This is a genomic window from Burkholderia sp. Ac-20345 (assembly GCF_017104825.1).
In the GTDB taxonomy this organism is placed as follows: domain Bacteria; phylum Pseudomonadota; class Gammaproteobacteria; order Burkholderiales; family Burkholderiaceae; genus Burkholderia; species Burkholderia lata_B.
Genome location: NZ_JAAGPO010000158.1, coordinates 1 through 26,083, shown reverse-complemented (window position 1 = coordinate 26,083; position 26,083 = coordinate 1). Strand labels below are relative to the sequence as shown.

Genomic DNA, 26,083 nt, shown 5'->3' with positions numbered 1-26,083 from the left:
GGTGTCCGCGGGCGCCGGGCCGCAGGCGGCCCGGGCAGGCACCGCGGCGCTGCGGTAAAATCCCGGCTTCTCTCCGCGCCTTGAATGGCGCGTCATTCGAAGGTCGACAGCCGATGCAGATTCACAAGGAAGTGGACGCGCGCGGGCTCAATTGCCCGTTGCCGATCCTGCGTGCCAAGAAAGCGCTCGCCGATATGGAAAGCGGGCAGATCCTCAAGGTGCTCGCGACCGATCCGGGCTCGCAGCGCGATTTCGCCGCGTTCGCGAAGCAGACGGGCAACGAGATCGTCGAATCGACGACGCAGGACAAGACCTTCGTGTTCCTGATGCGCCGCCGCTGACGGCCCGCATCACGGTGCCGGTACCGCCTGGCGTCGGCCGGCTGCACCTCGCTGGCCACACCTCGCCGGCCACGTCTCTCTGACAATTCTTAAACCTCGCTTCGTGATCGGCTGCGTATACTGACCCGGCCGGTCGTCCGCTCCCAGCGGATGCGCCGGCCACGGTACGTCATATGGCGGGCACGGGGGCCATGCCTGACGCTACCGTCGTACAAACGGGGAGAGGACATGTCCTTTAGACCAGGGACCCTTCGAAGTCCGTCCGGAGCGCAACGCAGCGTATCGGGGCTGAGCCGTATCGAGCTCGACCCGCAACAGGATCGCCACGCGCGTGCCGCGCTGGAGGCCTACGCGGATTCGGCCGCGGCCGAGATGCCGTGGCTGGCCGAGTGGCTAGACGAACGGCTGCGCGATGCCGCGCAGGACGACGGCTCGGGCCTGACCTACTGCGGCGCGACGATCGAGCGCGTGTTCGATCTGGCGCAGGCGTGGGCGGCGAGCCAGCCGGATTACGCGGCCACCGCGTGGGAGCGCGTGCGCGGCCAGCTGCAGCGGATGCTTGTACAACCGGTGCGTCCGGAACCGCCGTCGCCGCGCATGCCGGCCGACGAGGTAGCCGAGCCGGTGGCGGGTATCGCGGGTGTCGACTAGGCGCTCGGTTGCGTGGCAGGAAGGATTATTCGAAGAAAAGACGGTAGTCCGCGCAATTTATTGGCGAATTTCATACTACTATGATGAAATCGCCGGTTCGTCCGTGCCCCGTTTTTGAGATATTAAGCCGGGGTCGCCGGTTTGCGCAGGTGGCGCGAGCGGCGAACGACGGCTCGCCGGCCGGTATCCGGAAGCCGCGCGCGTGTTGCGCGGCAGGGTGAGGGCGGGGAGCTGAACTGGACGAATCGATTTCGATTTGCGGGGTGCTATGAGAATTGCTGTACTGGATGACGATCCGGCCCAGACGGATTTCGTCAGTCAAACGCTGACGGCCGTTGGCCACACGTGCTATGCGTTCAAGGAAGGCAAGGCCCTGAAGAAGCGTCTGCAGCGCGAGACGTTCGATCTGCTGGTGCTCGACTGGAACGTGCCCGACATGTCCGGCGAGGAAGTGCTGAAGTGGGTGCGTGCCAATCAGACCGAGCACAGCCTGCCGATCATCTTCATGACGAGCCGCGACGACGAGGCAGGGATCACGCAGATCCTCAACGCCGGCGCCGACGATTACGTGGTCAAGCCCGTGTCGGGCCCGATCCTGCGCGCGCGCATCGGCTCGCTGCTGCGCCGCGCGTATCCGGTCAACGCCGAGGCCACCGTTCGCGAATTCGATCAGTTCCGTTTCGACGTGAACCTGAAGCAGGCCTACGTCGGCGACAAGGCCGTGAGCCTCACGCAGAAGGAATTCGAGCTCGCGCTGCTGCTGTTCCAGCACCTCGACCGGCCGCTGTCGCGCGCGCACATTCTCGATCTCGTGTGGAAGCAGGCGACCGACATCCCGTCGCGCACGATGGATACGCACATCTCGATGCTGCGCACCAAGCTCGGCCTGCGGCCCGAAAACGGCTATCGCCTCGCGCCGATCTACGGCTACGGCTACCGGCTCGAGCGGGTCGGCCAGGGAGAACCGGAGTGACCACGGGAATCACGCGGCGCACGGCGAATCTGCGCACGGCGGCGCTGCGCGTGTCCTGCGCGGTTGCGTTGGCGTTCGCCGCGCAGCATGCGGCCGCGCAGCCGCCCGCTGCCGCGGGCAAGATGGTCGTCTACCGCACGCAGGCGGGCGACACGCTGTACGACGTCGCCGCGCGCTACCTGCAAGGCGCGGACGACTGGCAGCTGCTTCAGCAGATCAACGGCGTGCCCGCACCGAAGCACCTGCAGCCCGGCATCGCGCTGAAGCTGCCGGTCGTGCGTCTGCGCAAGGAAAAGCTGACCGCACGCGTCATCGCGGTGCAGGGCACGGCCGAACGCGCGTCCGGCGACGCTTACGCGCCGCTCGCGAACGATGCGACGCTCGCCGAGGGCGATCGCGTGCGCACGGGCCCGAACGGCTTCGTGACGCTCGAGCTCGCCGACGGCACGCACATGAGCCTGCCGCCCGACAGCCAGCTCGACCTGAAGGCGCTGCGCCGCACGGTGCTGACCGGCACGCTCGATCGTGAGTTCGAGCTCACGCGCGGCTCGGTCGACAGCGAGGTCACTCATCTGAAGAAACGCGACGACCGCTTCCAGATCCGTTCGCCGTCGGTCGTGGCCGGCGTGCGCGGCACGCACTTTCGCGTGAATTACGACGCGGGCGGCAATGCGTCGACGCGCGTCGAGGTGCTCGACGGCACCGTCGGCGTCGCGGGCGGCCAGAAGCCGGCCGACCCGACGCTCGTGCATGCGAATTTCGGCAGCGTCGCGACCGCGTCCGGCGCGGTCGGCGCGCCCGTCGAGCTGTTGCCCGCACCGGCGCTCGCGCATCCCGACAAGGTGCAGGACGAGCCCGACGTCGCATTCGACGTCGCGCCGCTCGCGCAGGCACAGGCATACCGTGTGCAGCTCGCGCACGACGCCGGGCTGCTCGACCTGTTCCGCGAAACGCGCACCGATTCGCCGCGCGCGGTCTTCCGCGACGTGCCGAACGGGAACTACTTCGTGCGGGTCGCCGCGATCGATGCGAACGGCCTCGAGGGCCGGCCGCGCACGTACGCGTTCGAACGCCGCGTGATGGGGCTCGACGCGAGCGCGTCGCCGGGTGCCGGCGGCTACGAGTTCCGCTGGTCGCCGAACGGTTCGGGCAAGGATGCGCGCTACCGGTTCGTGCTGTCGCGCTCGAAGGACCTGAGCGCACCGGTCGTCGACCAGGTCGGCCTGCATGCGCGTCAGATCACCGTCGCGCACCTGCCGCCGGGCGACTATTTCTGGGCCGTGACCGTCGAGGAGTTCGAAGGCGGCAAGTTCTACGAGAAGACCAGTCCGGTCAGCGCGTTCACGCTGTCGCGCTGATCCGCGGCGCATGAAACCCGACTCCGTTTCCCCGCGGCGGCGCCTCGGCCGCCGCTTCCTGATCGAATGGATCGCGATCGGCTGCCTCGGGATCGCGGTGATCCTCGCGTGCGCGCTTGGCCGCCTGTCGTCGAGCGTCGACGGCCTGATCTACGACCGGCTGCTGATGCTGCGCAGCCTGCCGCTGTCGCCCGACGTGGTCGTCGTCGACATCGACAACCAGAGCGTATCCGCGCTCGGCCGCTGGCCGTGGTCGCGCGACGTGCATGCGCGGCTGCTCGACACGCTGGCACGCGCGCAACCGGCCGCCGTCGTCTACGACGTGCTGTTTACCGAGCCGTCGCCGGAAGATCGCGCGTTCGCGGACGCGATGAGCCGCGTGCCGACCTTCCTGCCCGTGCTGCTGAGCCCCGAGCAGGCCGACGGCACGCGCGCGGTCGATCCGCCGGTGGCTGCGCTCGCGGCGCGTGCGGTCGGGCTCGGCCACATCAACCTCGAAGTCGACCGCGACGGCATCGTACGCAGCGTGGCGCTGTACGAAAGCGACGGGCGCGTGCGCTGGCCGCAGCTGATGGTGCCCGTGTATCGCGCGATCCAGGGCGGCCGGCTCCATCCGGTCGGCGGCGCGCCCGGCGCGCATGCGCACGACCTGTCGCGCGACGCGGCCGGCGAGGGCCGCTACCTGATCCCGTTCAGCCGCAACACGCCCGCGTATCCGACGCTGTCGTTCGACGACGTGCTGGAAGGGCGCGTGAAGCCCGACGCGATGCGCGGCAAGATCGTCGTCGTCGGCGTGACGGCGTCAGGGTTGTACGACCGCTTCGCGACACCCGTGTCCGGCGAGTTCGGGCCGCTCGCCGGCGTGTATATCCATGCCAACGTGCTCGACATGCTGGCAACCGGCAGCGCGATCTCGCCCGCGTCGCGCGCCGGGCTGTTCATCGCGTCGCTGCTGCCGCTCGCCGTGCTGCTGGGCGGCTTCCTGATGCTGTCGCCGTGGCGCGCGCTGCTGCTGACGCTGAGCCTTGCCGTGCTCGCCGTCGTCGCGAGCCTGGTGCTGCTGTTCGAAGCGCGCATCTGGCTGTCACCGGCGCCCGCGATCTTCGGACTGGTCGCCGTCTACCCGATCTGGAACTGGCGGCGCCTGGAAATGACGATGTCGTACCTGCGCCGCGAACTGCAGCGGCTCGCTGACGAGCCGCACCTGCTGCCCGAGGCACCGCGCACGCGCAGCGTCGGCGGCGACGTGCTGGAGCGGCAGATGGCGCTGATGGCGCAAGCCGCTCAGCGCGTGCAGGACATGAAGCGTTTCGTGTGGGACAGCCTCGACAGCATGCCCGAGCCGATCTTCGTGACCGACCTGGCCGGCACCGTGCTGATCGCAAACCATGCGGCCAAGCGCTACGGGTCGCGCCTGTCGCTGCCGCTGCCGGAAGGGCGGCCGCTGCGCGTCGCGCTCGGCGAGCTGACCTTCATGAAGACCGTCGACGGCAATGTCGAACACGACGTGGCGATCCGCGAGCACTGGCCGGCCGCGCTCGACCCGACGCTCGAGGCCGAACACGACGCGATGGCGCGCGGCATCGAGGTGCGCGATCGCGACGGGCTCGACCATCTGCTACGCTACGCGGCCTGCACGAACGCGCAGGGCCGCGTGACGGGCTGGATCGCCGGCCTCGTCGACGTGACCGAGCTGCACGCGGCCGAGCGGCAGCGCGAGGAAGCGCTGCACCTGCTGTCGCACGACATGCGTTCGCCGCAGTCGTCGATTCTCGCGCTCGTCGAGATCGAGCGCGACCGCGCCGAGACCGACGCGATGCGCGGGCTGCTCGCGCGGATCGAGCGCTACGCGCACCGCGCGTTGTCGCTGGCCGACGAGTTCGTGCAGCTGGCGCGCGCGGAGTCGCAGGTGTACCAGCTCGAGGTGACGAGCCTCGTCGACGTGCTGATCGATGCGAGCGACGAGGTGTGGCCGCAGGCGCAGGCGAAGCACATTCGCGTCGACACCGACGTCGGCACCGACATGTGCTGGGTGCGCGCGGACCGTTCGCTGATCACGCGCGCGTTCGTGAACCTGTTGAACAATGCGGTCAAATACAGTCCGTCCGATACCGTGATCACGTGTACGCTGGCGGTCGAGCACGCGTCGAAACGGATGTTCTGTACGATTCGCGATCAGGGATACGGCATTGCGCCGGAACATCAGCGGCATCTGTTCGAGCGTTTCAAGCGGTTCCATGCCGGCGAGCGGCCCGAAATCTCGGGTTCCGGGCTCGGTATGGCATTCGTGAAGACGGTCGTCACGCGCCATGGGGGCAGCGTGTCGGTCGACAGCGAGGTGGGTGTCGGCACCGCGGTGACGGTGTCGCTGCCCGCGATCGACGAGCCGTCCGCCTGACAGGGCCGGGCGCGACGGCAGGCATTTGGGGAAAGCCATGAGAAAGGAATGGGCAGCGGCCGCGCTGGCGGCGTCGCTGTTGACGGGGTGCGCCGGCGTGACGAGCGGCGTGAGTGCGGTCGGGCAGCCAAACGCGTTCGCATCCGATGCGCACGGCTACGACTTCGTGCGGACGGCCGCGCAGGCCGACGATGCCGAATACCGGCAGATCGAGACGCTCGTGCGCGACGAACTCGCGCACCGCGGCTTCGATGCGAAGCCGCTCGCGGCCGCGCGCTACCGGCTGTCGATCGCGTATGCGACGCAGCCGGCCTCGGTCGCGGCGAGCGCCGACGGGTGCGGCGCCGCGAGCAGCGCATGCGTGACCGTCGACGGGCCGGCGCCGTTCGCGCTGCCGTTCATGGGCCGCGTGTATCGCCACGTGCTGACGCTGCGTTTCGTCGACGCGAAATCGGGCGTTGACGTCTACCGCGTATCGGCTGCGCTGCGCGATCGCGACCCCGGCACGCAGCAGGCCGTGCCGGCGCTCGTGAAGAGCGCGCTCGCGAAGGTGCCGTTCGGCGATGGCGGCGGCTGGCTCGTCAAGACGAAAAAAGACGACGCGGGCGGGATGCCGGGCGTCGTCTCGGTGAAGCCGGCCGAAGCGCGTTGAGCGTCGGCCGGTGAGGTGAGGGCGGGCTCGCCGGAGTGAGCCCTTGCGCCCTTGCCGCGTTCAGTCGGCCAGGTGTGCGCCGCCGCGCGTGCGCAGGTACGCGTCGAATTCCGCGCCGACTTCCGCGTGGCGCAGCGCGAATTCGACCGTCGCCTTCAGGTAGCCGAGCTTGCTGCCGCAGTCGTAGCGCGTGCCCTGGTACTTGTAGGCCAGCACTTGCTCATCGGCGAGCAGCGCCTGGATCGCGTCGGTGAGCTGCAGCTCGCCGCCCGCGCCGGGCTTCAGCGCGCGCAGGTGCTCGAAGATCCGCGGCTTCAGGATGTAGCGGCCGACCACGCCGAGGTTCGACGGCGCGACTTCCGGCGCCGGCTTCTCGACGATCGCCGACATCTTGACGATCGACTCCTCCCACTCCTTGCCGTCGACGATCCCGTACGACTTCGTCTCCGACGGCGGGATCTCTTCCACGCCGATCACCGAGCTGTGATAGTGGTCGAACACGTCGACCATCTGCTTCATCACGGGCGGGTTGCCGTCGAGCAGGTCGTCGGCGAGGATCACCGCGAACGGGTTGTCCGCGACCAGCTTCTCCGCGCACAGCACTGCATGGCCGAGGCCGAGCGCTTCCGGCTGGCGCACGTAGAAGCAGTCGACATGGCTCGGCTTGATGCTGCGCACGAGTTCGAGCAGCTTTTCCTTGCCGCGCGCCTCGAGTTCGGCCTCGACTTCGTACGACTTGTCGAAGTGATCCTCGATCGCGCGCTTGCTGCGCCCGGTGACGAAGATCATCTCGGTAATGCCGGCGGCGATCGCTTCCTCGACTGCGTACTGGATCAGCGGCTTGTCGACGACCGGCAGCATTTCCTTCGGGCTCGCTTTCGTTGCCGGGAGGAACCGCGTGCCGAGACCGGCCACGGGGAACACCGCCTTGGTAACTTTCAACATGATCGAACCTTTATTCCTGTAATCGACTTGTCAGACGGTCTATGTTCACGTCCCCATTATAGTGAACGCAAACGACCTTACCCTTTGTTACGCAGGCAACCGATCGAGCTGCGCGCGCAGTTTCTCGAGCGTGCTCTGGAATTCCGCGACGCGCTTCTGCTCCTGTTCGACCACGGCCGGCGGCGCTTTCGCGACGAATGCCTCGTTGCCGAGCTTCGCATTGCACTTGACGATCTCGCCCGTCAGGCGCGTGATTTCCTTCGACAGGCGCTCGCGTTCGGCCGCGACGTCGATCTCGACCTTCAGCACCAGCTTGTTCGGCCCGACGATCGCGATCGGCGCGCCGTGCGCTTCCTTGTCGAGCGCCGCTTCGTCCGCGAGGATCTGCACTTCCGACAGGCGCGCGAGGGCCTGAACGTACGGCGCGAACGAGCGCAGGCGCTCGGCGTCGCCGGCTGCAAGCAGCGGCACCTTGGTTGCCGGCGACAGGTTCATCTCGCCGCGCAGGTTGCGGCACGCGTCGACGATCGCCTTCAGGTCGGCCGCCCACTGTTCGGACGCCTCGTCGATTTTCTGCAGGTTCGCGACCGGGTACGCCTGCGTCATCAGCGACGCTTCGCCTTCGGCCTTGCCTTGCGGATAGCGGCCCGCGAGCGGCGCGACCTTCTGCCAGAGCGCTTCGGTGATGAACGGGATGACCGGGTGCGCAAGGCGCAGCACCGTCTCGAGCACGCGCAGCAGCGTGCGGCGCGTCGCGCGCTGCTGTTCCGGCGTGCCGTTCTGGATCTGCACCTTCGCGAGTTCGAGATACCAGTCGCAGTACTCGTCCCACACGAACTTGTAGATGCCGCTTGCGATGTTGTCGAAGCGGTAATCGGCGAAGCCCTTCGCGATGTCGGCCTCGGTGCGCTGCAGCAGCGACACGATCCAGCGGTCGGCCGCCGAGAAGTCGAGGTAGCCGCCCGGGCCGCAATCGCCCGCGCCGCAGACTTCCGGCTTGTCGGTGCCGCAGTCATGGCCTTCGCAGTTCATCAGCACGAAGCGCGTGGCGTTCCACAGCTTGTTGCAGAAGTTGCGATAGCCTTCGCAGCGCGCGAGGTCGAAGTTCACGTTGCGGCCGAGCGTCGCCATCGACGCCATCGTGAAGCGCAGCGCGTCGGTGCCGAACGCGGCGATGCCGTCCGGGAATTCCTTGCGCGTCTTCTTTTCGATCGTCGCGGCCTGCTTCGGGTTCATCAGGCCCGTCGTGCGTTTCGCGACCAGCGTGTCGAGGTCGATGCCGTCGACGATGTCGATCGGGTCGAGCGTGTTGCCCTTGCTCTTCGACATCTTCTGGCCTTCCGCGTCGCGCACGAGGCCGTGCACGTAGACGGTGTGGAACGGCACCTTGCCCGTGAAGTGCGTGGTCATCATCACCATCCGGGCGACCCAGAAGAAGATGATGTCGAAGCCCGTGACGAGCACGGACGACGGCAGGAAGTGCTTCAGTTCGGGCGTTTCGTTCGGCCAGCCGAGCGACGAGAACGGCACGAGCGCCGACGAGAACCACGTGTCGAGCACGTCTTCGTCGCGCTTGAGCGCACCCGCATAACCCTTCGCGTCAGCCTTTGCGCGCGCTTCTTCCTCGTTGCGCGCGACGAACACCTCGCCGTTCTCGCCGTACCATGCGGGAATCTGGTGGCCCCACCACAGCTGGCGCGAGATGCACCAGTCCTGGATGTTCTCGAGCCACTGGTAATAGGTGGTCGTCCAGTTTTCCGGGACGAACTTGATCTGGCCGCTGCGCACGACGTCGAGCGACGTTTCCGTGATCGACTTGCCGGGGTTGAACGTGCCTTCCGGCGCCGGCTTCGTCATCGCGACGAACCACTGGTCGGTCAGCATCGGCTCGATCACGACGCCCGTGCGGTCGCCGCGCGGCACCATCAGCTTGTGCGGCTTCACGGAGTCGAGGAAGCCTTCTGCGTCGAGGTCGGCGACGATCGCCTTGCGCGCGTCGAAGCGGTCGAGGCCGCGATATTGCTCGGGGCCGTTGTCGTTGATCTTCGCGTCGAGCGTCAGGATCTCGATCGGGGCGATCTTGTGGCGCTGGCCGACCTGGTAGTCGTTGAAGTCGTGCGCGGGCGTGACCTTCACGACACCCGTGCCGAACTCGCGGTCGACGTAGTCGTCGGCGATCACCGGAATTTCGCGGCCCGTCAGCGGCAGCGTGACGAGCTTGCCGATCAGGTGCGCGTAGCGTTCGTCTTCCGGATGCACCATCAGCGCGACGTCGCCGAGCATCGTTTCCGGACGCGTCGTGGCAACGGTCAGCGAGCCCGAGCCGTCGACGAGCGGGTAGCGGATGTGCCACAGGTGGCCGTTTTCCTCCTCGCTCACCACTTCGAGGTCCGACACGGCGGTCAGCAGCACCGGATCCCAGTTGACGAGGCGCTTGCCGCGGTAGATCAGGCCCTGTTCATGGAGCGTGACGAACACGTCGCGCACGGCGGCCGACATCTTGTCGTCCATCGTGAAGTATTCGCGCGACCAGTCGGGCGACGCGCCGAGGCGGCGCACCTGGCCGGTGATCGTCGAACCGGATTTTTCCTTCCATTCCCACACGCGCTCGACGAACTTCTCGCGGCCGAGGTCGTGGCGCGACACGCCTTGCGCGTCAAGCTGGCGCTCGACGACGATCTGGGTCGCGATCCCCGCGTGGTCGGTGCCGGGCACCCACAGCGTGTTCTCGCCGAGCATCCGGTGGTAGCGGGTGAGGCCGTCCATGATCGTCTGGTTGAACGCGTGGCCCATGTGCAGCGTGCCCGTCACGTTCGGCGGCGGCAACTGGATCGAGAAATCGGGGCGGGCCGGGTCGAATGCCGGGGCCGCATAGCCGCGTTTTTCCCACTCCGGCCCCCATTGGGACTCGATGGTGTGGGGCTCGAAACTCTTCGCAAGCGTGTTGTCGCTCATGTTGGAAATCTGCCGAAAAATGCGTGAATTGGATGCCGAATCTGACAATTATAAATGGATGCACATCGAGCAGCCATCGCCTTGCCGGCACGGGCCTGTCGCGACGCGGTTGCCGCGTGCCGGCGACATGCTTGTGACTGGCTGTCGAACGGATCGGGAACAGCATCGCGCGGCCGACTTATAATGTCGGGTCCGCATTTTTCTCGCCCGTTCGCTGCCGCTCCATGCCCGACCTGCTCGCCAATCTGAACCCCGAACAACTCGCCGCCGTCACGTTGCCGAACGAACCGGCGCTGATCCTCGCAGGGGCGGGCAGCGGCAAGACCCGCGTTCTGATCACCCGCATCGCGTGGCTGATCCAGCAGGGCTACGCATCGCCGCCCACCGTGCTCGCCGTGACCTTCACGAACAAGGCCGCGCGCGAAATGATGGCGCGCCTGTCGGCGATGATGCCGATCGACACGCGCGGGATGTGGATCGGCACGTTTCACGGCCTGTGCAACCGGATGCTGCGCACGCACTGGCGTGATGCGGGCCTGCCGCAGACCTTCCAGATTCTCGATACCGCCGACCAGCTGTCCGCGATCAAGCGGCTGATGAAGGCGGCGAACGTCGACGACGAGAAGTACCCGCCGAAGAACGTGCAGTACTTCATCAACAACGCGAAGGAGCAGGGGCTGCGTCCCGACAAGGTCGATGCGTCCGACAACTTCAACCGCAAGTTCGTCGAGCTGTACCAGGCATACGACCAGCAGTGCCAGCGCGAGGGCGTCGTCGATTTCCCCGAGCTGTTGCTGCGCTGCTACGAATTGCTCGCGTACAACGCGCCGCTGCGCGCGCACTACCAGGCGCGCTTCCGGCACATCCTCGTCGACGAGTTCCAGGACACCAACAAGCTGCAGTACGCGTGGCTCAAGATGCTCGCCGGCGGCGAGAACGCGATCTTCGCGGTCGGCGATGACGACCAGTCGATCTACGCGTTCCGCGGCGCGAACGTCGGCAACATGCGCGACTTCGAAGACGAATTCCGCGTGCGCAACCTGATCAAGCTCGAGCAGAACTACCGGTCGCACGGCAACATCCTCGACGCGGCGAACCAGCTGATCTCGAACAACGCGCACCGCCTCGGCAAGAACCTGCGCACCGACGCGGGCCACGGCGAGCCCGTGCGCGTGTACGAGGCGAGCACCGATTCGCAGGAAGCCGGCTGGATCGTCGAGGAGATCCGCTCGCTGATCAACACGGGGATGGCGCGCAGCGAAGTGGCCGTCCTGTACCGCAGCAACGCGCAGTCGCGCTCGATCGAGCACACGCTGATGTCGTCGGGCATCCCGTACCGCGTGTACGGCGGCCTGCGCTTCTTCGAACGCCAGGAAGTGAAGCACGCGCTCGCGTACCTGCGCCTGATCGACAACCCGAACGACGACACCGCGTTCGTGCGCGTCGTGAACTTCCCGACCCGCGGCATCGGCGCGCGCTCGATCGAGCAGCTGGCCGACGCCGCGCGCCTGTACGGCTGTTCGATGGCCGCCGCGATTCCGTACGTGACGGGCAAGGCCGGCACGAGCCTCGGCGGGTTCGCGAACCTGGTCGCGAAGATGCGCGCCGATACGCAGCACATGAACCTGCCCGACACCGTCGAGCACATCGTGCGCGCCAGCGGTCTCGCCGATTTCTACCAGGGCGAGCGCGAAGGCCAGGACCGTCTCGAGAACTTGCAGGAACTCGTGAACGCGGCCACCGCGTTCATCGCCGAGGAAGGCTACGGGCTCGACACGCCGGCCCGTTCGATCCCGCTGCGCGCGGGCGCGATCGCGGCGCCCGAGCTCGGCACCGCGACGGACGATCCGGCGGTCGACGTGCTCGATCCGGTATCGCCCGCCGACCCGGCGCAAAACCCCGACACGATGACGCCGCTCGCCGGCTTCCTGTCGCATGCGTCGCTGGAGGCCGGCGACAACCAGGCGCAGGCCGGGCAGGACGCCGTGCAGCTGATGACGGTGCACGCGGCGAAGGGGCTCGAATTCTCGGCCGTGTTCATCACGGGCCTCGAGGAAGGGTTGTTCCCGCACGAGAACAGCGTGCTCGAATCGGACGGGCTCGAGGAAGAGCGCCGGCTGATGTACGTCGCGATCACGCGTGCGAAGGAGCGGCTCTACCTGTCGTTCGCGCAGAGCCGGATGCTGCATGGCCAGACGCGTTACAACGTGCGCTCGCGCTTCTTCGACGAACTGCCCGAGCACGTGCTCAAGTGGCTGACGCCGAAGGTCGAGGCCGGTTCGCGCTGGGGCGGCCGGTCGGACAACGCCGGGTACGGGCGCGACTGGTTCGCGCGGCCGGGCGGCGGCAGCCGCGAGCAGATCGTCGACCCGGCCGTGTCCGCGCCGTTGCCCTCGTTCGCGAACAAGCAGCGCGCGGCCGATGCCGGCTTCCGGGTCGGCCAGCAGGTGTTCCATACCAAGTTCGGCGAAGGCACGGTCACCGCGCTCGAAGGCAACGGCACCGACGCGAAGGCGCAGGTGAAATTCAAGCGGCACGGCGAGAAGTGGCTCGCGCTCGCGGTCGCGAAACTGCAGGCGGTGGAATGATGGGCATCGACATGGTGGGTACGGTTTCGCCCCGTCCGCTCGGCATCCTGGCTGCACTGCCCGAGGAACTCGGCGACCTGATCGCCGCGATGCGTGCCGACGGCGCGATGAAGACGGTCACGCTCGGCCGCCGCGATTATCACGTCGGCACCGTGCACGGCGCGGCCTGCGTCGTGACGCTCGCACGGGTCGGCAAGGTCGCGGCCGCCGCGACGGTCAGCGCGCTGATCCACGTGTTCGGCGTGGCGGGCGTCGTGTTCACCGGTGTCGCGGGCGGCGTGTCGCGCACGGTGCGCGTCGGCGACGTCGTCGTCGCCGATACGCTGCTGCAGCACGATCTCGACGCGTCGCCGCTTTTTCCGCGCTACGAGGTGCCGCTGCTCGGCATCACGCGTTTCGCGACCGACGCGGCGCTGACGGCACGCTTGCGGGCCGCGTGTACGGAATTCGTCGCGGAAGAGGGCGCGCAGTTCGCCGCACGCTTCGGCCTGGCCGGGGCGACGCTGCACGCGGGGCTGATCATCAGCGGCGACCGCTTCGTGTCGAGCGAGCGCGAGGTCGTCGCGCTGCGTGACGCGTTGCCGGATGCGCTCGCGGTCGAGATGGAAGGGGCCGCGATCGCGCAGGTGTGCGCGGAGCACGACGTGCCGTTCGCGCTCGTGCGCACGATTTCCGATACGGCCGACGATCACGCGACGCAGTCGTTCTCGCATTTCCTGTCGGCGATCGCGAGCAGCTATTCGTCCGGCATCCTCAAGCGCTTCCTGACGCTGCATGCGACGACGGCGGCCTGAAGCCGCCGTCGTTTTCTTCATTCCTTCATTCGAGCCGTTCGACCGGCCGCGGCGCGCACGCCGCGGCCGGTTCGTCACGCCTTCTTGCGCCGGCTACTTTCGAGGTTCGGCAGGAACACCGTCAGCACGCCGATCAGCGGCAGGAACGAGCACACCTTGTAGACGAACGTGACGCTCGTCGCGTCGGCGAGCTGGCCGAGCACGGCCGCGCCGACCCCGCCGAGGCCGAACGCGAAGCCGAAGAACAGGCCCGCGACCATCCCGACCTTGCCGGGCATCAGCTCCGTCGCGTAGACGAGGATCGCGGCGAACGCGGACGCCAGCACGATGCCGATGATCACGGTCAGCACGCTGGTCCAGAACAGGTTCGCGTACGGCAGCAGCAGCGTGAACGGCGCGACGCCGAGGATCGACACCCAGATCACGTACTTGCGGCCGATCCGGTCGCCCACCGGCCCGCCGATCAGCGTACCGGCCGCCACGGCCGCGAGGAACACGAACAGGTGGATCTGCGCGGCCTGCACCGACAGGTGGAACTTGTCGATCAGGTAGAACGTGAAATAGCTGTTGATGCTCGCGAGGTAGAAGTACTTCGAGAACACAAGCAGCACCAGTACGCCGATCGCGCCCATCACGCGGCCGCGCGACAGCGTCGGGTGGCCGGTTGCCGCTGTCTTCTTCTTCATCGACGGATGCTTCTTGTACCAGTGGCCGATCTGCGTAAGCACGATCATCGCGACGAGCGCGGCCGCCGAGAACCACGCGATGCTGTGCTGGCCGTGCGGAATGATCACGAGCGCGGCAAGCAGCGGCCCGAGCGCGGAGCCCGCATTGCCGCCGACCTGGAACACCGACTGCGCAAGCCCGTGCTGGCCGCCCGACGCCATCCGCGCGACGCGCGACGATTCGGGATGGAACACCGACGAGCCGCAGCCGACGAGCGCCGCGGCGACCAGCAGCATCGGGAAATTGGGCGCGACCGACATCAGCAGCAGCCCCGCAAGCGTGAAGCCCATGCCGACCGGCAGCGAATACGGCTTCGGACGCTTGTCGGTATAGAGGCCGATGAGCGGCTGCAGCAGCGATGCGGTGATCTGGTAGGTGAGCGTGATCAGGCCGATCTGCGCGAACGACAGCGCGAACTGGCTCTTGAGCATCGGATAGATCGCGAGGATCAACGACTGGATCATGTCGTTGAGCATGTGCGAGAAGCTGATCGCGCCGAGCACCGGATAGACGGTGCGGGCAACGGGGGGCGCGGACGGCTGGGCGGCGGCCGCGCGGGCGGAGCCGTTGTCGAGGCTGGTTTCCATGTGAGAGCTGAACGAGTTGAGGTGGCGGGCGCGCTCTGCTGGGGATTGGCGCGTCTTGAATCGTTGCTGCGTCAAAGAAGTGTAATGTGGCGTATCGAGAATGTCCGGACAAGTTTTATCGTGAATCGGACATTCATCTGACGGATCGGCCGGTGCCCGCTTTTTTGGCCAGGTATAACCGCTGGCGGCGCTCCCGCCTGTCAGCGGGAGCCGCGCCGGGGGCCGGTGCGTGGTTTCCCGGACTCAAGAAACGGCGGTGGCGGCCGTAGAACGACCCAATGACAAGACAACAGGCGCGCCGCGCCCGGCACCGGCTACCCGCCGTGCGGGCGCAGGACGCGCGGCATGGCCAGCCATCGCGGGAATGCCGGGACCGACCTTTCCGGCCGCGTGATCAATACGGGGATAGTTCGATGAAAGCAGCATCTTTGCATCCACAGCCAAGTGCGGCGGCCGCCGCACCCGACGTTGCCGCAGGCCGCGCTGCCCGGCGCCTGCAAGCGGCGCGTCGCGAGCGCCGGCCGTGGACCGTCAAGGCGACGTTGCGCGCCGCATTCGCGATCCTGCTCGTCGGCACACTGGCGATCGGCATGTTTTCGCTGTGGCAGATCAGCCGGCTGAACGCGTCGATCGCGTCGGTCTACGAGCAGGGCCACGTCGCGAGCCGCGCGGCCGAGGAGGTCCGGGCCGAAGTGCTGCGCGCGAGCCGTGCCCAGAAGATGCTGCTGACTGCGACCACCGCGAAGGAGCGCGACGAACTGGGCGCGGAAGTGGGCGCGGGGCTCGCGTCGATCGGCCACGCGCTCGGCACGCTGCAGCGCTACGCGGATCCGGCCGACGTCGACGATTCGGCGCGGCTGCGCGCATTCTCGACGGCGGTCGGCACGTGGAGCGCGCACCTGCGCGATTTCGTCGAGCTCGTGCGCGCGCAGCCGCTCGACCTGTCGCAGATGAACTGGCAGGTCGGCACGCAGGACGTGTCGCTGCTGGTCGAAACCGGCAAGCTCGAGAAACTCGTCGCCGAGCTCGTGAAGACGCGCGGCGCGAAGTCGAAGGCGACACTCGATGCGTCCGCCACCATTTTCTCGTCGTCGTTCGCGATGATCGCGGCGATGACGGTTGCACTGATCGTGCTCGCGATCGTCATCGCCGAGCGCGTCGTGCGCCGTCTCGCGTCGCAGCTCGGTGGCGAGCCCGCGCACGCGAAGGCGATCGCCGCCGACATCGCGCGCGGCGACCTGACGCAACCGATCAAGCTGGGCCGGCACGACCGCGACAGCATGGTGCGTGCGCTGGCCGAGATGCAGACGGGGCTCGCGGCGACCGTCGGCGAGATCGCCGTCAGCGCCGAGGCGATCGCGGCCGCGTCGGGCGAAATCTCCACCGGCAATCTCGATCTGTCGAAACGCACCGAGCAGCAGGCCGTCGCGCTCGAGCGCACCGCGGCCAGCATGGAGCAGCTCACGTCGACCGTACGGCAGAACGCCGAGAACGCGCGGCAGGCGAGCGCGCTCGCGGCCAATGCGTCGGCCGTCGCGGAGACGGGTGGGGAAGTCGTCGGGCGTGTGGTGGCGACGATGAGTGAGATCGACGACAGCGCGAAGAACATTCGCGACATCATCGGCACGATCGAGGGGATCGCGTTTCAGACCAACATTCTCGCGTTGAACGCGGCGGTCGAGGCCGCACGCGCCGGCGAGCAGGGGCGCGGCTTCTCGGTGGTCGCAGGTGAGGTCCGCCTGCTCGCGCAGCGCGCGGCGACCGCGGCGAAGGAGATCCGCGCGCTGATCGGCGCGTCGGTCGAGCGCGTCGCCAACGGTGCGGCGCTCGCACACGATGCGGGCCGCACGATGGGTGACGTCGTGCGCGCGGTCAAGCGCGTGACCGACATCATCGGTGAAATTTCTGCCGCATCGGACGAGCAGAGCGCCGGGATCGACGAGATCGGCCGCGCGGTCACGCAGATGGACGCCGGCACCCAGCAGAACGCGGCACTCGTCGAGCAGGCCGCCGCCGCGGCGAACGCGCTCGACGAGCAGGCGCAGGCGTTGAAGTCGCTGGTCGGGCGCTTTCGCATCGCGGCCTGAGCGCGCCCGGCCGTTCAGCCATTACGACTTCTTCTGCTTGTCGGGATCGATGATGACCGTGCAGGTCGTGCCCGCCGACAGCACCACGTCGGCCGGCACGTCGTCGATCTTGATGCGTACCGGCACGCGCTGCGCGAGGCGCACCCAGTTGAAGGTCGGGTTCACGTCCGCGACGAGATCGCGGCTTTGCGGGTTGTCGCGATCGTAGATGCCGCGCGAAATGCTTTCGACGTGGCCCTTCATCACGCCGCCGCTCATCAGCCGCATCTCGGCCGGCGCGCCGATCTTCACGCGCGGCAGCTTGGTTTCCTCGAAGTAGCCGTAGACCCAGAACGAGTGGCTGTCGACGATCGCGAGCTTTGCCTGGCCGGCCACCGCGTAGTTGCCCTTGAACGTCTGCAGGTTCGTGACGTAGCCGTCGACCGGCGCGACGACGCGCGTGCGCTCGAGGTTGAGCTTCGCGGCATCGAGCGCGGCGATCGCCTGCTGGTACTGCGCATCGGCGCTCGATGCGCTGTGCGCGGCGTTCTCGCGGTTTTCCTTCGACACGACGAGTGCATCGAGATCCGCGCGGCGGGCCGCGTCGTCGCGGCGCATCTGCAGTTCCGCGCGGCGGGCGGCGACGGCCGCCTGCGCCTGCTCGACTGCGATCTGGTAGTGCGACGGATCGATCTGCATGATCAGGTCGCCCTTTTTCACGAGCTGGTTGTCATGCACGGGCAATTCGACGATCGCGCCCGACACGTCCGGCGCGACGTTGACGATCTCGGCGCGCACGCGCCCGTCGCGCGTCCACGGATCGTCCATGTAGTGCACCCACAGCGAGCGCCCGATCAGGATCGCGACGAGAAGAATGACGGCGGTCGCGACGAAGCCGAAGAGTTTTCTGAGAATCATGATGGTTCGGAATCAACGGTAAACGGCAAGACTCAGTCCGCCGCAAATGCAGACAAGAAGGCAGGCCCGGAACAGCGACGGGTGCCAGACGAGACGGTAGAGGCCCGTATAGGCGAGCAGGCGGTCGACGGCCCAGGTCGCGAGCGCGCCGAGGACGAACAGCAGCACCACCGTGGGCATGTAGGCATCGAGAATGGCGATTTCACGCGGCATCATGACGAGGCTCCTGGTTGGGGACGCACGGGGCGGTTGCGATTGAGCGCGGCGAGCGGCGATTCGGGATCGAGCAGGGCCGTGCGCACGAAATGCAGGTGGCTCAGGATGCGCTGCAGCCGGTGGCGCTCCTCGCGCGTCGGCGTGAACGCGTCGAGCGTCTGCCGGGTCGTGTCGATCGCATCGTTGACCGCCGCGAGCGTTGCATCGAAGCGTTCGGCGTCCGGCCGGGTGAACAGCGACGACAGCGCGGCGCGCATCGTCTCGATCGCGCGTCGCCACGGCATCGTCGGCGCATAACGCGGGTCGGGCGGCAGCGTTGCCAGCTCTTGGCGCAGGTCGATGGCCGCGTTGCCGGTTTCGAGCACCGCGAACATCCAGCGCAGCGCGTCGCGCTGCACGTCGGGCTGGTCGGCCGACAGCGTGTGCGCCTGGTACATCAGGTCGCGCGCGCCGCTCTCGAAGCGCGTGCGCAACCCGGAGAGCCGCGCGTGGCAGGCCGCGACAGCCTGATGGCGCAGGTCGGCGAACAGCCGTTTCTTGAGCCACGGCGCGGTCGGCGGGAACAGCACGGCGAACGCGATCGCCGATACCAGCATCGACAACAGCAGCGCGAGCGCGTCGTTCATGAAGCTCATCGGATCGTAGTGCGTGATGCTGTCGGGGCCGGCGAGGAAGCAGAAGAAGATCAGGTAGCCCATCCCGTAGCCTGCGAGCTTCGGCTTCAGCGTCATGTAGATGCCGATCGCGAGCAACGGCGCGAGCGCCGCGCACAGCAGCCAGAAGCCGTCGATCCGCGGGTAGATGCCGAACATCAGCAGGAAGCCGGTGCACACGGCCAGCGCCGTGCCCATCCCCATCTGCGCGGCCATCGCGGTCGGGCGCGGTGCAGACGACGCGAGCGCGCAGGTCGCCGCGGCGTTCAGCACCAGCATCACGCCGCTCGGCCACGCGGTCTCGATCCAGAACCAGCCCAGCGCGAGAATCACCGTCGCGGTGCGGATCCCCGCGATCGTGGCGGCCGTCCGGTTGGTGCGCGGCTCGTAGCGCTCGATCCAGCGTTCGCGCTCGTGCGTCGCGGTCGCGAGCGATGCATAGGTCGCCGCGTATTCCTGCAGGTCGGTGATGAAGCGATACAGCAGCTCGGCGGCCGTGTCGAAGTCGAGCAGCGGGAAGCCGGGCTGCGTTTCGAGTTCCGCGCGCGTCGCGCGGATACGGCGCGGCAGCGCGTCGCGCCATGCGAGCAGTTGTTCGGCCGAGTGCGCGGCGTCGATCGACGTGCGCACGGGTTCGCCATGGCGCGTGAGCAGCGGTGCGATTTCGCGGAAATACGGTTCGATCGCATCGATCGCGGCCTGCGCACCGGCCGCATGCAGCCGGTTCATCAACTGGTGCAGCGCGTGAAAACGGCTCGACGCGCTCATGAACTCGCTGTTCAGCCGCGCGAGGCGGCCGCTGCGCATGCGCGTATCCGGATTCTCGAACACGGCCATGCTGCGCGCGGCCTCGAAACCGACCACGTCGGCGACGAAGCGCGTGTGGATGGTCTCGATGTGCGCGCGGTCGAGCTGGCCCGACAGTGCCGATGCGACGTAGTCGACGAAGCTGCCGAAGCGCTTGCGTACCGTCGTGCGCATCTGCTCGCCCGTGTACTGCGGAAACACGAGCGCGCTGACGACGCCGGCCGACACGATCCCGATGATGACTTCCGAGACGCGCGTCATCGCGCTCATGAACGCGCCGTCCGGGTGTTGCGACGCGGGCAGGCCGATCAGCGCGGTCGTATAGCCGGCGAGCAGGAAGCCGTAGCTGCGGAAGTTGCGGTTGCGCGCGGCGCCGGCGGTGCACAGCGCGATCCACAGGGCGATGGCCAGCAGGAACAGCTGCGGCTGCTGCGGGAACAGCCCGACGAACGTGAGCGTCGCGATGAGCCCGAAGATCGTGCCGGCGACCCGGTAGAAGCTCTTCGCGAGCACGGCGCCGCTTTGCGGCTGCATCACGATGAATACCGTCGTCAGCGCCGTTTTCGGTGCGGGCAGGTCGAGCCGCATCGACACTCCGGTCGCGATGAACGCGGCGAGCAGTGCCTTGAACAGGTAGAGCCACGCGGCGCCGTCGGTGCGGGCCCAGTCGCCGAACGCGGCGGTCCAGGCCGCGAACGGGCCACCGGCGGGCGTGGAAGCGGGGGAGGAGGCTGACATGGCGTCGCTCCGCGTTATCGTGCGGCCGGCACGCCGGACGCACCGGCGGCGGCCACCGTCGCGGGCCGGGCGACTGCTGCCACGGGCATCGCGCCCGACGCGGCGGCAGGCGCGGCTGCGCCCGCGGCGGATTTGCCGTGCGACGGATCGCCGCCCGACGGATCGCCGCCCGGTACATCCGCACCCGTCTCGACACCGCCACCGAGCGCGGCCATCAGCTGCGCGTGCGCGGCGAGGCGTTCCGCATCGATGCGGGCGGCCGTCTCCTGCGCGCGCAGCAACTGCTGCTGCGCGACCAGCACGTTCACGTAATCGGTCAGCCCGCGCCGGAAGCCTTCGCGCGACAGCTGGTAGCTGCGGTCGTTGGCGGCCACCGAGCGTGCGGCGTCCTTCTGCTGCGTATCGAGCGAGCGGATCCGCACGACCTGGTCGGCGATGTCCTTGAGCGCGCCGACGATCGTCTGGTTGTAGCGCTCGACCGCCTGGTCGTAGCCGGCATTCGCTGCACCGAGCTGCGCGCGCAGCCGGCCGCCTTCGAAGATCGGCAGCGACAGCGCGGGGCCGGCCGTCCAGCCGCCGTTCATCGCGCGCAGGAAGTCGGTGAACGGCGCGGTCACGCCGAAGCCGCCGACCGTCGCGAGCAGGTCGATGTTCGGGTAGAACGACGCCTTCGCGACATCGATGCCGCGCGCCTGCGCGTCGACCGTCCAGCGCGCCGCGACGACGTCGGGGCGGCGGCCGAGCAGGTCGGCCGGCATTGCCGACGGCAGGCCGGCATGCGCGTTGAGCGACAGCTGCGGCCGCTTGATCGCATCGCCGGCGCCCGGACCCTTGCCGGCCAGCGCGGCGAGCTGGTGCCGCGCGAGCTGGATCGCTTCCTCGTAGCTGTCGATCTGGCGCTCGTAGTCGGGCAGCGTCGATTCCGCCTGGCTCACTTCGAGCTGCGTGCCGAGGCCGGCCTGCAGCCGCTTGCGTGCGAGATCGGCGAGCGAGTGCTGGCGTTCGAACGTTTCGTGCGCGAGATCGAGCAGCGCGTAGTTCATCGACATGCCGACATACGCGCGCACGACGTTGACTTCGAGTTCGAGCTTCGCCGCACGCGCGTCGGCGGCGGTCGCATGCGCAGTGTCGAGCGCGCGTTCGGTCGCGTTCTTGTCCTTGCCCCACAGGTCGAGGTGGTACGACAGGCCGAGCGTGCCGGTATTGTTCCAGGTATCGGCGTTCGCGAGCGGACCCGGGCCGTAGTACACGTTGTCCGGCCAGTGTTCGCGCATCAGCGAGAGGTTGCCGTTGATCTGCGGCAATTCGGCCGAGCGGGCCACGCGTGCCATCGCCTGCGCTTCGCGCACCCGGGCCTCGGCGGCCGCGAGCGTCGGGTTGCCGGCCTGGGCGTTGGCGATCCAGGCGTCGAGTTGCGGATCGCGGTAGGCGCGCCACCAGTCGGCTGCGGGCCAGCCCGCGTCACGGTCGGCCGCACGGATCGCGGCGCCGGCGTCGAGCGCGTTCGCCTCGATGCGGGCCGACTGCGGCTTGTTGTCGCCCATGCTCGCGCATCCGGCCATTATTAATGAGACTGCAAGAACCGCCAGTGCGATCGTCCCTTTTTTTGCCGGAGACTGCACGATTTTCTCCCTTTCGGATATAGATGAGTCGGATGCGATTATATTTTTCAGCGATTCCTGAATAAATGGACAAGGGTGCAAGTCATTTTTACGAATCCTGAGACAATACTTGTTCGCCTCTGTGCAACAATCCGTCCGGATTCAAACGGGTAATGGGATGGATACGCTACAAAACATGCGGGTATTCGTCCGCGTGGTCGACGCGGGAAGCTTTACCGCGGCCGCCCAGCAGATGAATTCGACCACCGCCTATGCATCACGCGCGGTCTCGGATCTCGAGGCGCACCTGCGCACGCGCCTCCTGAATCGCACGACGCGTCGGATCGCGCTGACCGAAGCCGGCGAGCGCTATCTGCAGCGCTGCGAGCAGATCCTCGCGTACGTCGACCAGGCTGAAGCCGAGGCGGGTGATGCGCATGCGCGCCCGTCGGGCAAGCTGAAGGTTCATTGCTTCACAAGCCTCGGCCAGCACTATCTGGTGCCGGCCATCGCGCGCTATCGCGAGCGCTACCCGGACGTGCACGTCGAGCTGACGCTCGCGCAGCGGATGCCCGACCTGCTCGACGAGGGGTATGACGTCGCGGTCGTCGTCGGCCGTGACCTGCCGGATTCGGGGCTCGTATCGCAGCGGCTCGGCGAGAGCTACAGCGTGGTGTGCGCATCGCCCGCCTATATCGAGGCGCACGGCGTGCCGCAGCGTCCGGCCGATCTCGCGCAGCACATCTGCCTCGGGATGGTCGCGCCGGGCTTTCAGTTCGACGAATGGGCGCTGGCGGGGCCGAACGGCGACGAGGTTGTCCCGATCACGGCGCCGCCGTTTCGCGTGAATGTCGCCGAGGCGCTTGCAGTGGCGGTGCGTGAGGGGATGGGGGTCGGCGGGCTGCCGCTCTATTCGGCGATCGGCTGGCTGCGCAGCGGGCACATCGTGCGCGTGATGCCCGAATACCGGTCGCACGTGATGAACATCTACGCGCTGTATCCGTCGCGCCAGTACCTCGACGCGAAAATTCGCACCTGGGTCGATTTCCTGCGTGACGAACTGCCGGCCACGCTTGCAGCCGACGAAGCCGCGCTCGCGCAGTACACGCGTGCGACATGATGGCGCGGTCGGCCGCAATCTGACGAGATTTGTCCTTCACGCAACATTTTTTTACGAACGTGTGTCGGACAGTTTGATACTGTGGGAATTAACGAGATACGCAACCCCGGAGTAGCAATGGATACGCACCTGATGATCGGCCTTGGAGTCCTGCTGGGCGCGGCCGCGGCCGCCGCGGCGACTCGCGACCTGCTGCGTGCGATGAAGGCGAAGGCGCAGATGAAGCCGGTTCCGGTGCGCGTGCGCGAACCGCGCCGCCCGGGCCGCTGATCCCGGGGTCACGTCCCACGTCGAAAAAGGCCGCGCAATGCGGCCGGGCGGGCCGGCGTTCAGCCGAGCTCGACGACCTTGTCCCACGCGAATGCGGTATTTTCCAGTTCGCCGGTGCGCCGGTGGATGTAGCCGCGCGGGTTGCACACCACGCGTGTGTCGCCGTCCGCCACATAGTCGAATGACGTATGCGTGTGGCCGTGGAGCCACAGATTGACCGGCGGCTGCACGAGTTCCGCCATGTCCGTAACGAATCCCGCCGACGCAAGATCTTCCGCATAGCGCTCCGCCAGCGAACGCCGGTGCGGCGCGTGGTGGGTAACGACGATCGTTTGGCCCGCGAACGGCGTCGCGAGCTGCGCTTCGAGCCACGCGCGGCTGCGTCGATGCAGCGCGATCGCATCGGCCGGCGAGAAATCCCGTTCCGGCGTGCCCGGCGCCGCATGCAGCGCCGCGTCATGCGGCCAAGTCACCTGGATCAATCCCTTGAAATCGAGCATCACGCGCAGCCCGGCCTCGATCGAGCTGGCAAGGCTGGCTTCGTCGGCGCCGAACAGCGAAAAATCGGCCCAGAGCGTAGTTCCTAGCACGCGAAAGCGCTGCGCGGGATCGACGTAGACGTCGTTGTTCAGGTAGTGCACGTTGTCGAGCGCCTGCGCGGCATCGCGCATCGCTGTCTCCAGCGCGCCGAATTCCCCGTCGTAGTACTCGTGGTTGCCCGGCACGTAGATCACCGGCACCTCGGGATCGAACGTTTCGGCGGCCCAGCGCAGCCCTTCCGCGTGATTGTGGATGTCGCCGGCCAGCACGACGAGATCCGCGTCGGCATGCGGGATCGCGTCGGGCAGGTTGCTTTCGAGATGCAGGTCGGACAGGACGCGGATTTTCACGGGCGTGGCTCCGGAGTGGGCGGCTTCAGCGCAGGACCTTGCCGGGATTCATCAGGCCGCGCGGGTCGAGCGCGGTCTTCAGCGTGCGCATCAGTGTCGTTTCGACCGGCGACTTGTAGCGTTGCGCGTCGTCGATCTTCAACTGGCCGATGCCGTGCTCCGCGCTGATCGTGCCGTGGTGGCGGTGCACGTTGTCGTAGACGATCCGGTTGATCGGCGCCTGGAACGCGGCCAGGAACGCTTTCGGGTCGCCGCCTTCGGGCATCTGCACGTTGTAGTGGAGATTGCCGTCGCCGAGGTGGCCGAACGTGACCATCCGCGCGCCCGGCGCGGCCTGCTGGATCGCCGCGTCGGTCTCGTCGATGAAGCGCGCGATCGACGAAATCGGCACCGCGATGTCGTGCTTGATGTTGAGCCCCTCGTCGGCCTGTGCGAGCGGGATGTGCTCGCGCAGGTCCCAGAACGCGCGCGACTGCGCGAGATTCTCGGCGACCACCGCGTCGACCACGAGCCCGGCCTCGAACGCTTCTTCCATCAGTTTCTCGAACAGCGCGCGCGCATGCGCTTCGCTTTCGTTGTCGGACAGCTCGAGCAGCACCGTCTGCGCATGCGTCTGCGCGAACGGGTAGCGCAGTTGCGGGTAGTGCTTGCCGACGAGCTGCATGCAGAAGTCCGACATCAGCTCGAAGCCGGTCAGCAGCGGCCCGGCCGCGCGCTGCGCGAGCGCGAGGAAATCGAGCGCCGCGTGCGGCGACTCGAGCGCGGCGAGTGCCGTGACCTGCGCGGCCGGCAGCGGATGCAGCTTCATCACGGCTGCCGTGATGATCCCGAGCGTGCCTTCCGCGCCGATGAACAGGTCGCGCAGGTCGTAGCCCGTGTTGTCCTTGCGCAGTCCACGCAGGCCGTCCCAGATTTCACCCTGCGGCGTGACGACCTCGAGCCCGAGACACAGCTCGCGCGCGTTGCCGTAGCGCAGCACCGCGGTGCCACCGGCATTGGTCGACAGGTTGCCGCCGATCGTGCAGCTGCCTTCCGCCGCGAGGCTCAGCGCGAACAGCCGGCCGCCTTCGCGGGCGCGCGCCTGCACGTCGGCGAGGATCACGCCGGCTTCGACGGTGATCGTGTTGTTGTGCGGATCGAGCGCACGCACGCGGTTCAGGCGCGCGACGCTCAGGACGGCCTGGCTGCCGCTCGCGTCGGGCGTGGCGCCGCCGGCCAGGCCCGTGTTGCCGCCCTGAGGCACGAGCGCGATGCCGTGTGCGTTGGCCAGTTTGACGAGCGCGGCGACTTCGGCCGTGTTCGCGGGTTTCAGCACCGCACACGCGGCACCCTTGTAGCGGCGGCGCCAGTCGGTCAGGAACGGCTCGGTATCGTGCGCGTCGGTCAGCACATGGTCGGCGCCGATCGCGTCGCGGCACGCGGAAACGAAAGCTTCGGAGGACATCATTACCTTGTCGCGTAAGGGTCAGGACGCGGCGCGCGACTTTTTCGCCGCGCGCTTGAACGGCGCGACGTACGCCAGCGCCGCCACGAAGAAGACGACGGCAAGCGCGGTCTCGCACCAGCCGAGCGTCGCGGACAGCCCGCGATCGGACATGCCGCGCACGACGCCTTCGGCGAAATAGACGAGTATCAGCATGCTCGCCCACTGCATCGTATAGATGTTACGCCGCCAGACGCCGGGTAGCGCGAGCGCGAGCGGGATGGCCTTGAGCATCAGCGCGGAGCCGCCCGGGCGCAGCGGCGCGAGCCACAGCTCCCACGCGAGCGACAGCGCGATCAGCGCGACGAGGCACGCGGTGGCGACCAGCGCGTAGCGCGGCCGGGCCGCGACGG

21 protein-coding genes are annotated in these 26,083 nt (G+C 67.7%); 11 read left to right on the top strand and 10 right to left on the bottom strand.

Features of this window, described 5'->3' with window-relative positions:
- Positions 1-113: 113 nt before the first annotated feature.
- The 6 genes from G3O06_RS35485 to G3O06_RS35460 all read left to right on the top strand — a co-directional run bounded on the left by G3O06_RS35485 (position 114) and on the right by G3O06_RS35460 (position 6,373).
- Positions 114-341 (top strand): sulfurtransferase TusA family protein, encoded by a 228-nt coding sequence (locus G3O06_RS35485; RefSeq protein ID WP_006402122.1) that lies wholly within the window; start codon positions 114-116, stop codon positions 339-341.
- A 228-nt stretch (positions 342-569) separates the two neighbouring features.
- A complete protein-coding gene (locus G3O06_RS35480) occupies positions 570-992 on the top strand; it encodes a peptidase (RefSeq protein ID WP_174912780.1) in 423 nt (140 codons plus the stop codon).
- Between the two features lie 268 nt (positions 993-1,260).
- Positions 1,261-1,965 (top strand): response regulator transcription factor, encoded by a 705-nt coding sequence (locus G3O06_RS35475; RefSeq protein ID WP_006490421.1) that lies wholly within the window; start codon positions 1,261-1,263, stop codon positions 1,963-1,965.
- Complete coding sequence (locus tag G3O06_RS35470; protein WP_205818981.1) at positions 1,962-3,323, top strand: FecR domain-containing protein; 1,362 nt, start codon at positions 1,962-1,964, stop codon at positions 3,321-3,323. The genes G3O06_RS35475 and G3O06_RS35470 overlap by 4 nt, the downstream gene beginning before the upstream one ends.
- Before the next feature lie 10 nt (positions 3,324-3,333).
- Positions 3,334-5,721 (top strand): CHASE2 domain-containing protein, encoded by a 2,388-nt coding sequence (locus tag G3O06_RS35465; RefSeq protein ID WP_205818980.1) that lies wholly within the window; start codon positions 3,334-3,336, stop codon positions 5,719-5,721.
- Between the two features lie 37 nt (positions 5,722-5,758).
- The gene (locus G3O06_RS35460; protein ID WP_205818979.1) at positions 5,759-6,373 is read left to right on the top strand and encodes a DUF4136 domain-containing protein; all 615 of its coding nucleotides are present in this window, start codon (positions 5,759-5,761) and stop codon (positions 6,371-6,373) included.
- 60 nt (positions 6,374-6,433) lie between these two features.
- Here G3O06_RS35460 and galU read toward each other — a convergent pair whose 3' ends face one another.
- Together galU and G3O06_RS35450 are read right to left on the bottom strand one after the other, a co-directional pair.
- Complete coding sequence (galU, locus tag G3O06_RS35455; RefSeq protein ID WP_205818978.1) at positions 6,434-7,318, bottom strand: UTP--glucose-1-phosphate uridylyltransferase GalU; 885 nt, start codon at positions 7,316-7,318, stop codon at positions 6,434-6,436.
- 87 nt (positions 7,319-7,405) lie between these two features.
- The gene (locus tag G3O06_RS35450) at positions 7,406-10,273 is read right to left on the bottom strand and encodes a valine--tRNA ligase (RefSeq protein WP_205818977.1); all 2,868 of its coding nucleotides are present in this window, start codon (positions 10,271-10,273) and stop codon (positions 7,406-7,408) included.
- Positions 10,274-10,497: 224 nt separating this feature from the next.
- Between G3O06_RS35450 and G3O06_RS35445 the strand changes: the two genes are divergently transcribed.
- Both G3O06_RS35445 and G3O06_RS35440 read left to right on the top strand, forming a co-directional pair.
- Positions 10,498-12,861, top strand: a complete 2,364-nt coding sequence (locus tag G3O06_RS35445) for a UvrD-helicase domain-containing protein (RefSeq protein WP_174912760.1) — start codon at positions 10,498-10,500, stop codon at positions 12,859-12,861.
- Positions 12,858-13,655, top strand: a complete 798-nt coding sequence (locus G3O06_RS35440; RefSeq protein WP_174912757.1) for a 5'-methylthioadenosine/adenosylhomocysteine nucleosidase — start codon at positions 12,858-12,860, stop codon at positions 13,653-13,655. The genes G3O06_RS35445 and G3O06_RS35440 overlap by 4 nt, the downstream gene beginning before the upstream one ends.
- Positions 13,656-13,729: 74 nt before the next feature.
- Here the strand turns inward: G3O06_RS35440 and G3O06_RS35435 are convergent, their stop codons facing one another.
- Positions 13,730-14,968, bottom strand: coding sequence for an MFS transporter (locus tag G3O06_RS35435; RefSeq protein ID WP_205818976.1), 1,239 nt, complete (start codon positions 14,966-14,968; stop codon positions 13,730-13,732).
- Positions 14,969-15,381: 413 nt separating this feature from the next.
- Here G3O06_RS35435 and G3O06_RS35430 point away from each other — a divergent pair, with 413 nt between their 5' ends.
- On the top strand, positions 15,382-17,055 hold the full coding sequence (locus G3O06_RS35430) for a methyl-accepting chemotaxis protein (RefSeq protein ID WP_205818975.1): 1,674 nt from the start codon (positions 15,382-15,384) through the stop codon (positions 17,053-17,055).
- A gap of 21 nt (positions 17,056-17,076) precedes the next feature.
- Here the strand turns inward: G3O06_RS35430 and G3O06_RS35425 are convergent, their stop codons facing one another.
- Genes G3O06_RS35425 through G3O06_RS35410 form a run of 4 tightly spaced genes read right to left on the bottom strand, consistent with a single transcriptional unit; the run spans position 17,077 to position 21,988 of the window.
- A complete protein-coding gene (locus tag G3O06_RS35425; RefSeq protein WP_089445460.1) occupies positions 17,077-17,952 on the bottom strand; it encodes an HlyD family secretion protein in 876 nt (291 codons plus the stop codon).
- 12 nt (positions 17,953-17,964) lie between these two features.
- A complete protein-coding gene (locus tag G3O06_RS35420; RefSeq protein ID WP_174912749.1) occupies positions 17,965-18,168 on the bottom strand; it encodes a DUF1656 domain-containing protein in 204 nt (67 codons plus the stop codon).
- Positions 18,165-20,366 (bottom strand): FUSC family protein, encoded by a 2,202-nt coding sequence (locus G3O06_RS35415; RefSeq protein ID WP_205818974.1) that lies wholly within the window; start codon positions 20,364-20,366, stop codon positions 18,165-18,167. The genes G3O06_RS35420 and G3O06_RS35415 overlap by 4 nt, the downstream gene beginning before the upstream one ends.
- A 14-nt stretch (positions 20,367-20,380) precedes the next feature.
- Positions 20,381-21,988, bottom strand: a complete 1,608-nt coding sequence (locus tag G3O06_RS35410; RefSeq protein WP_205818973.1) for an efflux transporter outer membrane subunit — start codon at positions 21,986-21,988, stop codon at positions 20,381-20,383.
- A 157-nt stretch (positions 21,989-22,145) separates the two neighbouring features.
- On the opposite strand from G3O06_RS35410, the gene G3O06_RS35405 reads away from it, so the two are divergent.
- A complete protein-coding gene (locus G3O06_RS35405; RefSeq protein WP_174912740.1) occupies positions 22,146-23,087 on the top strand; it encodes a LysR family transcriptional regulator in 942 nt (313 codons plus the stop codon).
- Positions 23,088-23,204: 117 nt separating this feature from the next.
- On the top strand, positions 23,205-23,357 hold the full coding sequence (locus G3O06_RS35400) for a hypothetical protein (RefSeq protein ID WP_006476208.1): 153 nt from the start codon (positions 23,205-23,207) through the stop codon (positions 23,355-23,357).
- A 59-nt stretch (positions 23,358-23,416) separates the two neighbouring features.
- On the opposite strand, the gene G3O06_RS35395 is transcribed toward G3O06_RS35400, so the two are convergent.
- From G3O06_RS35395 to G3O06_RS35385, 3 genes are read right to left on the bottom strand one after another with little or no spacing between them, the layout of a single operon-like run.
- Complete coding sequence (locus G3O06_RS35395; protein ID WP_205818972.1) at positions 23,417-24,247, bottom strand: metallophosphoesterase; 831 nt, start codon at positions 24,245-24,247, stop codon at positions 23,417-23,419.
- A gap of 25 nt (positions 24,248-24,272) precedes the next feature.
- A complete protein-coding gene (locus tag G3O06_RS35390; RefSeq protein ID WP_175004426.1) occupies positions 24,273-25,694 on the bottom strand; it encodes an FAD-binding oxidoreductase in 1,422 nt (473 codons plus the stop codon).
- A gap of 18 nt (positions 25,695-25,712) precedes the next feature.
- A complete protein-coding gene (locus G3O06_RS35385; protein ID WP_205818982.1) occupies positions 25,713-26,057 on the bottom strand; it encodes a DUF2069 domain-containing protein in 345 nt (114 codons plus the stop codon).
- Positions 26,058-26,083: the final 26 nt, after the last annotated feature.

Excerpts from the sequence above, each read along its gene's own strand:
- G3O06_RS35485 (WP_006402122.1), top strand. The coding sequence starts at position 114 with ATGCAGATTCACAAGGAAGTGGACGCGCGCGGGCTCAATTGCCCGTTG.
- G3O06_RS35480 (WP_174912780.1), top strand. The coding sequence starts at position 570 with ATGTCCTTTAGACCAGGGACCCTTCGAAGTCCGTCCGGAGCGCAACGC.
- G3O06_RS35475 (WP_006490421.1), top strand. The coding sequence starts at position 1,261 with ATGAGAATTGCTGTACTGGATGACGATCCGGCCCAGACGGATTTCGTC.
- G3O06_RS35465 (WP_205818980.1), top strand. The coding sequence starts at position 3,334 with ATGAAACCCGACTCCGTTTCCCCGCGGCGGCGCCTCGGCCGCCGCTTC.
- G3O06_RS35460 (WP_205818979.1), top strand. The coding sequence starts at position 5,759 with ATGAGAAAGGAATGGGCAGCGGCCGCGCTGGCGGCGTCGCTGTTGACG.
- galU (WP_205818978.1), bottom strand. The coding sequence starts at position 7,318 with ATGTTGAAAGTTACCAAGGCGGTGTTCCCCGTGGCCGGTCTCGGCACG.
- G3O06_RS35450 (WP_205818977.1), bottom strand. The coding sequence starts at position 10,273 with ATGAGCGACAACACGCTTGCGAAGAGTTTCGAGCCCCACACCATCGAG.
- G3O06_RS35445 (WP_174912760.1), top strand. The coding sequence starts at position 10,498 with ATGCCCGACCTGCTCGCCAATCTGAACCCCGAACAACTCGCCGCCGTC.
- G3O06_RS35440 (WP_174912757.1), top strand. The coding sequence starts at position 12,858 with ATGATGGGCATCGACATGGTGGGTACGGTTTCGCCCCGTCCGCTCGGC.
- G3O06_RS35435 (WP_205818976.1), bottom strand. The coding sequence starts at position 14,968 with ATGGAAACCAGCCTCGACAACGGCTCCGCCCGCGCGGCCGCCGCCCAG.
- G3O06_RS35430 (WP_205818975.1), top strand. The coding sequence starts at position 15,382 with ATGAAAGCAGCATCTTTGCATCCACAGCCAAGTGCGGCGGCCGCCGCA.
- G3O06_RS35425 (WP_089445460.1), bottom strand. The coding sequence starts at position 17,952 with ATGATTCTCAGAAAACTCTTCGGCTTCGTCGCGACCGCCGTCATTCTT.
- G3O06_RS35420 (WP_174912749.1), bottom strand. The coding sequence starts at position 18,168 with ATGATGCCGCGTGAAATCGCCATTCTCGATGCCTACATGCCCACGGTG.
- G3O06_RS35415 (WP_205818974.1), bottom strand. The coding sequence starts at position 20,366 with ATGTCAGCCTCCTCCCCCGCTTCCACGCCCGCCGGTGGCCCGTTCGCG.
- G3O06_RS35405 (WP_174912740.1), top strand. The coding sequence starts at position 22,146 with ATGGATACGCTACAAAACATGCGGGTATTCGTCCGCGTGGTCGACGCG.
- G3O06_RS35400 (WP_006476208.1), top strand. The coding sequence starts at position 23,205 with ATGGATACGCACCTGATGATCGGCCTTGGAGTCCTGCTGGGCGCGGCC.
- G3O06_RS35390 (WP_175004426.1), bottom strand. The coding sequence starts at position 25,694 with ATGATGTCCTCCGAAGCTTTCGTTTCCGCGTGCCGCGACGCGATCGGC.